At 40.6% G+C, this 13141-nt stretch carries 16 protein-coding genes; 7 read left to right on the top strand and 9 right to left on the bottom strand.

Going from position 1 to position 13141, the window contains the following annotated elements; genetic code table 11:
• Positions 1-56 precede the first annotated feature (56 nt).
• Positions 57-611 (top strand): peptidylprolyl isomerase, encoded by a 555-nt coding sequence (locus tag CXF74_RS12015; protein WP_101082687.1) that lies wholly within the window; start codon positions 57-59, stop codon positions 609-611.
• A gap of 230 nt (positions 612-841) precedes the next feature.
• Here the strand turns inward: CXF74_RS12015 and rluB are convergent, their stop codons facing one another.
• The 3 genes from rluB to rnm form a co-directional block, all read right to left on the bottom strand.
• On the bottom strand, positions 842-1729 hold the full coding sequence (rluB, locus tag CXF74_RS12010; protein ID WP_101082686.1) for a 23S rRNA pseudouridine(2605) synthase RluB: 888 nt from the start codon (positions 1727-1729) through the stop codon (positions 842-844).
• Between the two features lie 119 nt (positions 1730-1848).
• Positions 1849-2469, bottom strand: a complete 621-nt coding sequence (locus tag CXF74_RS12005; protein ID WP_101082685.1) for an L-threonylcarbamoyladenylate synthase — start codon at positions 2467-2469, stop codon at positions 1849-1851.
• A 1-nt stretch (position 2470) separates the two neighbouring features.
• Positions 2471-3334 (bottom strand): RNase RNM, encoded by an 864-nt coding sequence (gene rnm, locus CXF74_RS12000; protein WP_101082684.1) that lies wholly within the window; start codon positions 3332-3334, stop codon positions 2471-2473.
• Between the two features lie 362 nt (positions 3335-3696).
• Between rnm and CXF74_RS11995 the strand changes: the two genes are divergently transcribed.
• The 6 genes from CXF74_RS11995 to trpA all read left to right on the top strand — a co-directional run bounded on the left by CXF74_RS11995 (position 3697) and on the right by trpA (position 10453).
• Entirely contained in the window at positions 3697-5304 is a 1608-nt protein-coding gene (locus CXF74_RS11995; RefSeq protein ID WP_101082683.1) for an anthranilate synthase component 1, read from the top strand.
• A 1-nt stretch (position 5305) separates the two neighbouring features.
• Positions 5306-5956, top strand: coding sequence for an aminodeoxychorismate/anthranilate synthase component II (locus CXF74_RS11990; RefSeq protein WP_101082682.1), 651 nt, complete (start codon positions 5306-5308; stop codon positions 5954-5956).
• Positions 5957-6961, top strand: a complete 1005-nt coding sequence (gene trpD, locus CXF74_RS11985; protein ID WP_101082681.1) for an anthranilate phosphoribosyltransferase — start codon at positions 5957-5959, stop codon at positions 6959-6961.
• Positions 6955-8382, top strand: coding sequence for a bifunctional indole-3-glycerol-phosphate synthase TrpC/phosphoribosylanthranilate isomerase TrpF (trpCF, locus tag CXF74_RS11980; RefSeq protein WP_101082680.1), 1428 nt, complete (start codon positions 6955-6957; stop codon positions 8380-8382). The genes trpD and trpCF overlap by 7 nt, the downstream gene beginning before the upstream one ends.
• Positions 8383-8456: 74 nt before the next feature.
• Complete coding sequence (gene trpB / locus CXF74_RS11975) at positions 8457-9644, top strand: tryptophan synthase subunit beta (protein ID WP_101082679.1); 1188 nt, start codon at positions 8457-8459, stop codon at positions 9642-9644.
• A complete protein-coding gene (gene trpA / locus CXF74_RS11970; RefSeq protein ID WP_101082678.1) occupies positions 9644-10453 on the top strand; it encodes a tryptophan synthase subunit alpha in 810 nt (269 codons plus the stop codon). Before trpB ends, trpA begins: the two co-directional genes overlap by 1 nt.
• 80 nt (positions 10454-10533) lie before the next feature.
• On the opposite strand, the gene CXF74_RS11965 is transcribed toward trpA, so the two are convergent.
• The 6 genes from CXF74_RS11965 to CXF74_RS11945 all read right to left on the bottom strand — a co-directional run bounded on the left by CXF74_RS11965 (position 10534) and on the right by CXF74_RS11945 (position 13094).
• Positions 10534-10908: an MmcQ/YjbR family DNA-binding protein gene (locus CXF74_RS11965; protein WP_101082677.1), complete on the bottom strand. Its 375-nt coding sequence runs from the start codon at positions 10906-10908 to the stop codon at positions 10534-10536.
• A gap of 69 nt (positions 10909-10977) precedes the next feature.
• Complete coding sequence (locus CXF74_RS11960) at positions 10978-11478, bottom strand: GNAT family N-acetyltransferase (RefSeq protein ID WP_101082676.1); 501 nt, start codon at positions 11476-11478, stop codon at positions 10978-10980.
• A gap of 63 nt (positions 11479-11541) precedes the next feature.
• Positions 11542-11853: a hypothetical protein gene (locus CXF74_RS11955; protein ID WP_101082675.1), complete on the bottom strand. Its 312-nt coding sequence runs from the start codon at positions 11851-11853 to the stop codon at positions 11542-11544.
• A 218-nt stretch (positions 11854-12071) separates the two neighbouring features.
• Positions 12072-12236, bottom strand: coding sequence for a hypothetical protein (locus CXF74_RS21960; protein ID WP_157822397.1), 165 nt, complete (start codon positions 12234-12236; stop codon positions 12072-12074).
• A gap of 60 nt (positions 12237-12296) precedes the next feature.
• Positions 12297-12764: a phosphohistidine phosphatase SixA gene (gene sixA, locus CXF74_RS11950; RefSeq protein ID WP_101082674.1), complete on the bottom strand. Its 468-nt coding sequence runs from the start codon at positions 12762-12764 to the stop codon at positions 12297-12299.
• A gap of 189 nt (positions 12765-12953) precedes the next feature.
• Positions 12954-13094: a TIGR02808 family protein gene (locus tag CXF74_RS11945; RefSeq protein ID WP_101082673.1), complete on the bottom strand. Its 141-nt coding sequence runs from the start codon at positions 13092-13094 to the stop codon at positions 12954-12956.
• Positions 13095-13141: the final 47 nt, after the last annotated feature.

The raw sequence follows: 13141 nt of genomic DNA, 5'->3' as shown, positions 1-13141 counted from the left end.
ATATAACAACGCTTAAATAGCACAACACTTATATAGAATAACAACAGGACAACACCATGAAACTACTTTTATCCCTATTTATATTAGCAATGAGTCACAGTGCGCTAGCAGCAGAAAATCCAGCTGTGGTCATGGAAACATCAAAGGGGCAGATCATCATCGAGTTATTCCCCGATGAAGCCCCTAAAACAGTGGCTAATTTTTTAGCTTATGTGCAAAAAGACGGTTACAAAAAAACAACATTTCACCGTGTGATTAATGGTTTTATGATTCAAGGCGGTGGTTTTTCAGCGAAAACAGGTAATAAAGTAGATACCCTACCGCCTATTCAAAATGAATCTCGTAACGGTTTAAGCAATGAGCGTGGCACTATCTCGATGGCACGTACAGGTAACCCACACTCAGCAGCACGCCAATTCTTTATTAACCATAAAGATAACGCGTTTTTAGATGCTAACGGTGGTAATTGGGGTTATGCAGTATTTGGTGAAGTCACACTAGGTATGGACGTGGTTGATGCTATTGCAAAAGTCAAAACAGCAAGCGCAGATAAACCCGTTCAACCAGTCATTATTAACAGTATTAAGCTGTTAGATAGAGAGATGAAGTAGCTACAAGCTTAGAGTTACGAGATTCTGGCCACGAACAACTAGCTTCGAGTTACGAGATTCTGGCCACGAACAACTAGCTTCGAGTTGCGAGATTCTAGCCACGAACAACTAGCTTCGAGTTGCGAACTAACAGCTATAAATAAAAAGGGCTCACTTGTTAATACAAGTGAGCCCTTTTCTTTTTTCGCTAATAACTAAAAGTCCCGAACTAACAAGCTCGAAGCTAATGTTTAGTTACGTGTACGTGATGTATTACGACGACGTTCTGTCGATTTACGATGCTGCGTATGTTTTTTCACTGCACGACGAATACGTGCTTGTGTATTGGTTGTTTTCTTTTCATCAATACGTACTTTACTTTCTGTTTCTTTAGGTAACTCAACCAATTTACGGAAGTGATTCACTTCTTTAAGGCCAAGCTCAACCCAACCACCTTGAGGTAGTTGTTTATCAAGATGTAATTGACCGTAACGCACACGCATTAAACGACTCACTTGTACGCCTTGGCTTTCCCATAAACGACGTACTTCACGTGTACGTCCTTCTGTTAATACAACATGGTACCAACGGTTAATACCTTCACCGCCAGCTTCTTTACCCGATTCTTTGATCGATAAGAATTTAGCTTCACCATCGTCAAGTTTTACACCCATACGTAAACGGTTAAGCATTGCATCATCCACTTCACCGAAGATACGCACTGCGTATTCACGCTCTACTTCACGGCTCGGGTGCATCATGCGGTTAGCAAATTCACCATCAGTGGTAAATAATAATAAACCTGATGTATTGATATCTAAACGACCAATAGAGATCCAACGACCGCCATTTAAGTGAGGAAGACGTTCGAAAACAGTTTTACGGCCTTCTTCATCACTACGTGTACAAACCTCACCTTCTGGTTTGTTGTACGCTAAAACACGACAAACCGTGTCTGCTTCAGTAATGTACTTCACTACAAAGCCATCTAAACGAATCACTTGGTTATCAGTAACACGCTCGCCAAGCCCCACTACTTTACCGTCAACACTTACGCGTCCTTCAGCAATAATAGTTTCCATCTTACGACGGGATCCTTTACCAGCTCGCGCTAATACTTTTTGTAATTTTTCACTCATTTTAAATTCCTTACTTTGGGTAATTCTCATTATGCCAATAAACCAAAGCTGTCAGCTTTTAGCCGATAGCTGTTAGCTTAATACTTAACTTTCCAGCCCTATGGCCTTCAAGTCTCTATTTATTGGAATGGGGTTAAATCCCCCGCTCCCTCTCTTGCAATGACAACTTCATCATCGGAAAAATCGATAACGGTGGTCGGTGCTTCACCTAAATACCCCCCGTTTAAAATCAAGTCAACTTGATTCTCTAACTGATCGCGAATCTCTTCAGGATCAAATTCTGTACTGTCTTTGCCCGGTAAAATTAAGCTAGTGGTCATTAATGGCTCACCTAACTCTTCAAGCAACGCTAACGCGATCGCATTATCAGGAATACGAATTCCGATCGTGCGTTTTGTTGGGTTCATTAAACGCTTTGGTAACTCTTTTGTTGATTTAAAAATAAACGTATAAGCACCCGGCGTATTACTTTTTAATGCGCGATACGCTTGGTTATCAACACGTGCAAAATTCGCTATTTCAGAGAGATCACGGCAAACCAAGGTAAAATTGTGCTTTTTATCTAAAGATCTAATTTGGTAAATACGCTCAAGACCACGCTTATTATCCATCAAACAACCGAGTGCATAACCAGAATCAGTTGGGTAAATAATTACCCCGCCTTTTTTGATTATCTCTACCGCTTGCTTCATTAAGCGTACTTGTGGTGTTTCTGGGTGCACGTAAAAGAATTGACTCATCTTAGGTATTTTCCGCTTCTAATAAATTGTTATAAATAGGCCAATCTAGCCACAGTGGTTTAGCCATCGCAGGTAAATGCAATGCTTTGCCTAAATCACGCCAGCGTCCAACAAAATGGAAATCACTGCCCTGTGAAGCTAATAAATCATACTCTTCGCTCCACATGGCTAATTGTAGGCGCACCTGCGGAGATTGTTGGCCCATTGCAACTTCCATTGCATCGCCACCCGCTTCTTTAAATTCAGTAAACAGTCGACGCATCCATTTATTAGACAAATCATAATGATTTGGATGCGCTAAAATTGCTTGTCCGCCAGCTTGATGAATCGCTTCAATCGCTTGGTCAATATCAACCCAGTTATGGGGTACATAACCGGTATTACCACGACTTAAGTATTTATCGAATACTTTTTGAAATGTCGGAGCAATGCCTTGTTCAACCATATAACGTGCAAAATGAGCACGTGTGATCGCCCCTTTACCCGCCAGCGCTTTGGCGCCTTCATAAACGCCTTCAATATTTGCCTTGGCAAGACGATTGCCCATCTCAATAGCACGCGCTTCACGTTTTTCTTTTTGTAGTTCAATTAATGCAGCTAACTGGACATTATCAGGGTCGATATTAACACCGACCACATGAATCTCATGATTCAGCCAGTTGGTTGTTACTTCGATACCTTTAATAAGCGTTAACTTTAAGCCTTTCTCATCAATAGCATCTTGCGCTTCTTGTAAGCCATCAACGGTATCATGGTCAGTGATTGCTAAGATATTAACCTGGCGGTTGGCCGCACGGTTTACTAACTCAGTGGGTGTTAATTGACCATCTGAGGCCGTAGTATGTGAGTGGAGATCAATTAACATAATTTAATTACCTGAAAAGCTATTTAGCTTAAGAATCATCTTGACATTAACGGCTGAATCGCAAAAAATGGTAGCCATAATTTAAGGGACGCATGATATATGATTTTTAATACAATTACTCTTACTGATTCTTGGTGGCACTCATTCTCTTAAGCGAGCAATGAGGTTTTTGTATATAAGATTTTCCCAAAACCAAATTTTAAAGCTCGCAAATTGCGGGCTTTTTTTGTTTTTGGCGTTTAGAAAATAGAGTGGAAATAACATGAAAATATTAGACATTATCCTTAAAAAGCGTTGGCGATGGCAAAAATAGCCCAATAGAAAAAGACCATTAATACGCCAAATTTAAAAAGGATAACAAGATGAACACACACCACCCAATCGGGGTTTTACGTACCCTACTAACAGAATGCCAATATATTCAAGATTCATTAGGCTTGTTTAAAAAGATGAGTGCTAATAGCGCCAATCATCTTTTATTTGATTCTGCAGAAATTGACTCTAAGGCCCATCTTAAAAGTTTAATGTTGGTTGATGCCTGTTTAAAAATCACCTGCAATGGATTAACGGTGACACTTGATGCGATGACCGATAACGGTAAAGATTTAATTACCTTTATCACGCCAAAATTTTCAATCGAACTTATCAAACAGCAAACACCTAGCCAATTAGTTTTACACTTTCCAGAATCAGACCGCAGTGGAGACGAAGACAGCCGATTAAAATCAGCTTCTCCAATGGATGCCATTCGATTCATCGTTGACCAAATAAAGAAACAATCAGAACATCCACAAGCGTTATTCTTAGGCGGTATTTTTGCCTATGACTTTATCGCTAGTTTTGAACAAATTGGTGATGTGCCAGAGAGCGAGAACTGCTGCCCTGATTACCTTTTTTATGTTGCTGAAACACTGATGATTCATGATCATCAAACACAAAAAAGTGAAATTATAGGCAGTGTATTTGGTGGTTTATACAGTGATGAAAACCATGTGCGTATCTCAACACGTCTTGCTGAAATTCAAAATCTATGCAGTAACTTCAGCCCTTGTGCAAATAAATTAGTGCCGCTTGAAGGCAAGATTTCGGTAGATGTAAGCGACACAGAATACTGCGATATTGTGAATCAATTAAAAGAAAACATCGTTAAAGGCGATATTTTTCAAGTTGTGCCATCCCGTAGTTTCTCTTTACATTGCCCGAACCCGTTAGCGGCTTACGCAAAATTAAAAGAAACAAACCCAAGCCCGTACATGTTTTATCTTAAAGATAGTGACTTTATTCTCTTTGGTGCTTCGCCTGAAAGTGCGCTCAAATATACCAAAGAAAGCAATGAAGTTGAGATCTACCCCATTGCAGGCACACGTACCCGTGGTTTTAGCAAAGACGGCAGCATCAGCCGTGACTTAGACAGTCGATTAGAGCTTGAATTACGTTTAGATAAAAAAGAAACTTCAGAGCATTTAATGCTCGTTGATTTAGCACGTAACGATGTCGCACGTATCAGCGAACCAGGCACACGCCACGTCGCAGACTTATTACAAGTTGACCGTTACAGCCATGTTATGCACCTTGTTTCACGTGTTGTTGGGCAATTACGTGAAGACTTAGATGCGTTACATGCTTACCAAGCGTGTATGAATATGGGCACCTTAGTAGGCGCACCCAAAATCCGCGCATCGCAGCTAGTGCGTGATGTAGAGAAAAAACGTCGTGGCAGTTACGGTGGCGCAGTTGGTTACATTAACGGCGAAGGTGATATGGATACCTGTATTGTTATCCGCAGTGCCTTTGTTAAAAATGATGTGGCTCATGCCCAAGCTGGTGCTGGTGTGGTATTTGACTCAGTACCTCAATTAGAAGCGAATGAAACACGCCAAAAAGCAGCTGCCGTGTTAAACGCCATTGCATTAGCGCACGGAACAACACTTGCGGATGTTCAATCAACATCAAACGTTCAAGGAGAATAAAATGAGCACTTCGACTAATACTAAAAAAACAACGCTATTTTTCTTGGATAACTTTGATTCATTTACTTACAACTTAGTGGATCAATTTAAAGCGCTCGGTTACCCGGTTAAAATTTACCGTAATAGCCAAAGTGCAGCACAAGTAAAAGAACATATTGATGCCTGTGAAAACAGTTCGCCAGAAAGTAATGTGGTGCTTATTTTGTCACCAGGCCCAGGCACGCCAAGTGCTGCCGGTTGCTTAATTGAGCTGATTGGCCTTTGCCGTGGAAAAATCCCAATGATTGGTATCTGTTTAGGTCACCAAGCGTTAATAGAACAGTATGGTGGCACTGTCGGCACTGCCGATGAAATCATGCATGGTAAATCATCGCTGATTAACCATTGTGGCGACCGTATGTTTAGTGGTTTAAACCAACCACTTTCAGTCGCACGTTATCATTCATTAGTCGGCACGACAGTACCTGAGTCACTTGAAGTGGTCGCCGACTTTGAGGGTATGTGTATGGCCGTTTATAACCAAGCAGATCGGGTGATCGGGTTTCAATTTCACCCTGAATCAATCTTGACCTGTGAAGGCGCTGAGCTACTCGAAAACAGCTTAAATTTTGTCACCCATTTGCAATCGCAATCAACTAAGGAAATAAACTAAATGGATATTTTAGAGCAGTTATACCAAGGCCGTGCCTTGAGTGTTGAACAAAGCCAAACCTTTTTTGAAAAAGTAGTGCAAGGTGACGTTGACCCCATTGTATTATCGTCAGCACTGACTGCGTTAAAAATGCGAGGCGAGACAATCGATGAGATCACAGGTGCCGCTAATGCCCTACTTGCTCAAGCAAAACCTTTTCCTCGTCCTGATTACCCTTTTACCGACATAGTCGGTACCGGTGGTGATGGACTGGGTACCATTAATATATCAACAGCCAGCGCAATTGTTGCCGCAAGCTGTGGATTAAAAGTCTGTAAACATGGTAGTCGCAGTGTTTCTAGTAAATCAGGTTCATCTGACTTATTAGCCGCTTTTGGTGTTAACTTAGAAATGAGCCCTGACGTTGCCCGTCAATGTTTAGATGAACTCAATATCTGTTTTATCTTTGCGCCGGCATACCACGCAGGAATGCGCTTTGCAGCCCCTGTTCGTGCGGCACTAAAAACGCGTTCAATCTTTAACGTATTAGGTCCGTTGATTAATCCGGCACGTCCTAAATTTGAATTGATGGGCGTTTATGCTCCCGAATTACTACTACCTATCGCGCAAGTACACCAGAAATTGGGTATGCAACGTGTGATGGTGGTATTTGGTAGTGGTCTAGATGAAATCGCACTGCACGGCGAAACACAAGTGGCAGAGTTGGTGGATGGTGAAATCAAAGAATACACATTAAGCCCAAGTGATTTTGGTGTAGAGAGCTATCCGATAGAAGCAATTTTTGGTGGTACTCCAGAAGAAAACAAAGTGATTATCGAGCAAATATTGCAAGGTAAAGGCACCGATGCACAGCAAGCAGCTGTGGCAGTCAATACAGCCGCATTATTAGTGATCAACGGTTTTGCCGATGATTTTAAGAGCGGCGCAACAATGGCACTTGAAGCTATGAATAGCGGTAAACCATTACAATTAGTGAAAAAATTAGCGGAGATGAGCCAGTGTTAAATCATAACTTTTTAAACAACACAAGTTTACAAGATACAATTTTAGGCAAGATCATAGATGATAAAATCGAATGGGTTAAAAATCGTCAATTAGCACAACCGCTGATCCAATTTAAAGACCAACTCGTAGACAGTGACCGACACTTCTATGAAGCGCTTGATCAAGAAGAAAGTGTTTTCATTTTAGAGTGTAAAAAAGCATCACCTTCAAAGGGCCTAATTCGCCCAGAGTTTGATTTAGACTTAATTGCTAATGTTTACAAAAATCATGCCAGTGCAATCTCTGTATTATCCGATGAAAAATATTTTCAAGGTAGCTTTGATTACATCACACAAGTGCGTGACATCGTGACACAACCGGTTATCTGCAAAGACTTTATTGTTGATACATACCAAATTTATTTAGCACGTCACTATAAAGCAGATGCTATTTTACTGATGCTTTCAGTATTAGATGACGACGCTTACCAAGCTTACCGTGATACGGCACATAGTTTAAATATGGGCGTATTAACTGAAATCAGTAATGAAGAAGAGCGAGTACGTGCCGTTGCCTTAGGCGCGAAGGTTATTGGTATTAATAACCGTAATCTACGTGATATGAGCATTGATCTTAATCGTACTAAAGTATTAGCAGAAAACATTCCTGCAGACAGAATTGTGATCAGTGAATCGGGTATCTACAACCACAGTCAAGTGATTGATCTAAGCAAACATGCGAATGGTTTCTTAGTGGGTAGCTCGATTATGAGTGAAGATGATATTGAGTCAGCATGTCGCAAACTGATATTAGGCGAAAATAAAATCTGTGGATTAACCCATTCACATCAAGCTGCTAATGCTTATAAAGTGGGCGCGGTTTATGGCGGTCTTATTTTTGTTGATACATCAGCACGTTTTGTTGATACCGAAGAAGCACGTTTAGTAATGTTAGGCGCACCCCTACTGAAATATGTTGGCGTTTTCCAAAATGAAGACCCAGAGCTTATTGCTTACACCGTTAAACAACTTGGGCTTTCAGTCGTTCAATTACACGGTAACGAAACACCAAAAGACGTAAAAACATTACGTGGCCTTTTAGCTAAAACATGTCAAATTTGGAAAGCACACGGCGTTAGCGAAACACTGCCTGACTTTGAGAAATTCAATGTTGAAAAACATGTACTTGATACACGTATTGGCAATAAAACAGGCGGTACAGGCCAAGTATTTGATTGGTCATTACTTAAAAATAGCAATGTTGATAAAACGTCGATTATATTAGCAGGTGGATTAACACCAGAAAATGCACAAGAAGCGGCCCTTATTGGTGTTGCTGGTTTGGACTTTAACTCAGGTCTTGAAAGTGCACCGGGTAAAAAAGATCCAGAAAAAATGATGAACGCATTTAAAGCGATTAAAAAAACTATGTTACGTGCGTAAAACGCATAAAAAGCTAGCGAGGCACTGTCTCGCTAGCTTGAAGCATTCAAAGCATTTAAAAGGTGATAAAAAAGATGGAAAAATTAAATCCTTATTTTGGACAGTTTGGCGGTATGTACGTACCACAAATTTTAGTACCGGCATTAAAGCAACTAGAGGCTGAATTTGTAAAATCACAAACCTGCCCAGACTTTCTTGCTGAGTTTTCAGAATTATTAACCGAATATGCTGGCCGTCCAACGCCACTCACATTGTGTCGTAACTTAACTAAAGGTAAAAAAACCAAACTTTACCTTAAACGTGAAGATCTATTACACGGTGGCGCACACAAAACAAACCAAGTGTTAGGACAAGCATTATTGGCTAAACGCATGGGTAAAAAGAAAATAATTGCAGAAACAGGCGCGGGTCAACACGGTGTTGCAACCGCTATTGCCTGTGCGCTATTGGGTCTTGAATGTAAAGTTTACATGGGCGCGGTAGACATGGAACGCCAAGAGCCTAACGTATTCCGTATGCGTTTAATGGGTGCAGAAGTCATCGCTGTACATTCTGGCGCATCAACACTTAAAGATGCCTGTAACGAAGCATTACGTGATTGGGCAGGTAGTTACGAAGAAACACATTACCTATTAGGCACAGCAGCCGGCCCTCACCCTTTCCCAATTATTGTACGTGAATTCCAAAAAATGATTGGCGAAGAAGCAAAACAACAATGCCTTAAAAAAGAAGGTATTTTACCGAACAAAGTGATTGCTTGTGTGGGTGGTGGTTCAAATGCGATTGGTATGTTTAACGACTTTATCGGTGATGAATCTGTTGAGCTAATTGGCGTTGAGCCTGGTGGACACGGTGTGGGTACGGGTAAACATGGTTGCCCTATCTCTTACGGTTCAAAAGGTATCTTCTTTGGAATGCATTCGTTAATGATGCAAGACAAGCACGGCCAAGTAAAAGAGTCTTACTCAATTTCAGCGGGACTTGATTTCCCATCTGTAGGCCCTCAACATGCGCATTTAGCAGAAACAGGTCGCGCACAATACGTGAATGCAACCGATGATGAAGCACTATTAGCCTTTAAAGCATTAGCACAACAAGAAGGTATTATCCCTGCGTTAGAATCTTCTCATGCACTGGCTCATGCACTTAAAATAATCGAAACCGATGATAAAGATCAGATCATTATTGTTAACTTATCGGGCCGTGGCGATAAAGATATCTTTACTGTTGCTGAAATTTTTGAAGAAAGAGGAATGATGTAATGACTAAACGTTATCAAGCTCTGTTTGCACGCCTGAAGACTGAAAACCAAGGTGCATTTGTCCCTTTTGTGACCATTGGCGATCCTAATCGTGAACTATCACTAAAAATTATTGATACCTTAGTAACCGCAGGTGCTGATGCACTTGAACTAGGTATTCCTTTTTCTGACCCGGTTGCCGATGGTACGGTTATTCAAGATGCATCAACACGTGCACTTGACGCTGGCGCAACGCCTGATGGCTGTTTATCAATCATCAAAGAAGTCCGACAATTACACCCAACGGTACCAATTGGCCTGCTGTTATACGTAAATCTTGTTTATAGAAATGGTATCGAAAATTTTTATGAACGTTGCGTAGAGGCTGGTGTTGACTCGATTTTAATCGCCGATGTGCCGTTAGAAGAGAGTGCGCCTTACCGCGCAGCTGCTGAAAAATTCGGTTTACAACAGATTTTTATCGCACCGCCAAATGGTGACGTAGAAACACTACAACAAGTGGCTGAATACGGTGAAGGTTATACTTATTTATTAAGTCGTGCGGGTGTAACTGGCGCAGATGCTAAAGCGGGCATGCCTGTTGAGCATATGCTGGAAACATTAAACAAATATAATGCGCCACCTTCGCTACTAGGTTTTGGTATTTCCAAACCAGCACAGGTAAAAGAAGCGATTAAATCTGGTGCTGCCGGTGCAATTTCAGGCTCTGCCGTGGTTAAAGTGATTGAAGCAAACTTAGATAACCCAGAGAAGTTATTAAAGGAAATGGATAAATTTATTTCTAAAATGAAGGCGGCGACTCACCTTTAGGCTTTTATTTATAAAGCAGTGATGACGTTTATCTATTGTCATTCACTGCTTTTTATTCAATGTAAAAATCCTCTTGCTAACTACTCTTCTGCCGGCTGATTAAGCCCTAACTCTTTTTGCTTTATCTTGGTTAAACCTAACGACACTAATCGATAAGACTCTAATAAATAATAATGAAGCTCTTCATCTAAGCTATCATCACCTGCAACATGCTGTATCCACTTCATGCCCCGCGATGCAAAATAAGGTGCCGGTCGATACCCTTCACTCTTTTTTAAAAATTGAAAGTTATTATCTGAGGTTTTAAAGGTAAAAGCAGGCAATTTATCAGGCCCCCAACCACCCACAGAAAACACTTTTCCGCCGACCTTCCATACGTGAGAATCTCCCCACTGCATGACATAAGTAGTTGCCGGCAAGGATTTACAAAATTGATTAAACTGTTGATAGTTCATAGCGTCCCTTATCTCTACATTCAATAAATAGTCGATAAATAATCAGCATAATTAATACAACTCTCTAAGTTAACAAACAGCCTCTGTGGACTCACTTTGGTATAACTTGAAACCTCTGGCTTTATAATTGGCTAACGCTGAGGCATGATCTAATGAGCAAGTATGCACAAACACTCTGTTTGTCCCCGTCATTGACCAAGCATTTAAAATAGCCTGCGACAGTAGATAGCCACCAAATCCTTTACCAATGAAATGTGGCGCTAAGCCAAAATACATAATTTCAGTTGTTCCTTGTCCATCACTTTGTAATTCAAAGTAACCGGCAATACTGCCTTGATAATAAGCAATCCAAGTACGTAAATTAGGATCACTGACGTATGCCTCCCACTGCGCATCTGATTCAGAGAGTTTATCCTGCCATTGCCACTGCTCACCCACTAATTGATAAAGAAATTTATTCACTCGAAACTCATTAATCTTAGCTTCGTTAATCACTAAACCTAACGACGCTTCTTTCCCGATAAGCTCATCAACTGAGTTCATCTGTAAATAATAGGTAATAATACTCATACAAACCTTACTGATAACATGACTAATAACATGGCTAATAATATGTCCGATGAATAATGCTATTTATATTTCAAACACTTGAGCAATCCAGCCGGCCTCTCGTTTTTCTGCGACAATCAAGGCATCTTGTGTTTCATTTGCTTGTGCAAGTAATCCAGTGTTTGACCAAATTGCATTTTTTCCAATCGGTTTCCACCCACCGGTTGCCCGATTATGGTTTGCCATTGCAACCAGTATGTTGAATTTTTTGGCATAACCTTTAAGCACAGCAGTATCTTCACTGTAACCCGCCTCACTAATCAACACACTGGCAAATACCCATGCTACCTCAAGATGCAAAGTCAGCAAGACAAATTGTGCCGATATACCAGGCATAAAATTGAAGCCTAGTCATTCTAAGTCGAAATTTTATAACGACGTAGATGGGTGCAAGTTACCTTGCCCTACGGGGCGCAAGCTCGAAAACCAGCCCAGCGTTACAACAATCGAAAAGTGAATAACAATAATAGATTAACGTCTTTTTTTAATCCTACCGTTAGAAGGTTCACGTAGTTAACGTTCGATAGGTTACCTCATGTTGTGCCTTGCTCTGGTTATCGAGCTTGTGCCTGACAACGCATCTTGAGGTGGCATGGGTATAAGTAGTTAACATTTAACTCACTGGCCTTTATTAGTGCTTTCAAGTGCGTCTTTATATTCGCGTCGATATCCCCTTTAATCGACGCAACTTGAGCAACAGCCAGTTTGAAGTGATTCATATGAGATGCCCAGCTAAATAGAAAAGGTGCTCACTAATGCCCAAAATAATGATTTTCAATCTACAACTGCGAGACTCTGGTTAAGCTATGCAAATAACCAAAACCATTATCATCTAATTCTACATATCCAACCGAAGAAGTCGCAAAGGCCGGTACGCCGGCAGCGGGTGCAAGCTCACCAACAATGTAACCCACCAAAGGTAAGTGAGAAACAATCAATAATGATTTAATATCCATTGCTTGTAACGCCAGTATTTCGTTCACTGACTTTCTTGCACTGCCACTAGGTGTTAATGATTTAATCGTTTGCACATTAGACAGTTCAGGGAAAAATGGACGTACTGATTCCCAGGTTTGCTGCGCACGTAAATAAGGGCTAACGAGCACCGCATCAAAGGTAATATCTTGCTTGGCTAAACTACTGGCCATTTTTTCAGACTCACTGCGACCGATATTAGTTAATGCGCGTTCAGAATCAGAATTTGCCATCATCTCAGCTTGCCCGTGACGCATAATATATATTTGCATCTATATTCTCCTGATAAGCACTCAATCGGTGAGTAGTTATATTGATAAGTTATTGAAGTAAATTGCCTAATCCAATTATAACAGAGTTTAGTTACGCAACTAAACTCCCTAAAAAAGACAAAAAAAAAGCTTTCTAAAATTAATCAGAAAGCTTATCAATATTTACTTCGTAGCTGTAGCGTTTTTATCTTAATCTTCGACAGGCGTATTACCTGTCATCTTCAAAATTGCGCAAGCAACAAAAAAAACACCAATAAACCCGCCAAAAAATATCACAGGCATAGCCGCATAACCTAACGTGTGCCAAATAAACGATTCTAATGCGCTCATGTTTAACTCCCTTCAGTCGTTAAAATAAATGATAATTTGTTAATAAT

This window comes from Psychromonas sp. Urea-02u-13, assembly GCF_002835995.1.
GTDB lineage: Bacteria > Pseudomonadota > Gammaproteobacteria > Enterobacterales > Psychromonadaceae > Psychromonas.
The sequence above is the reverse complement of the archived record's forward strand: the minus strand, read 5'-3'. Positions and strand labels throughout refer to the sequence as shown.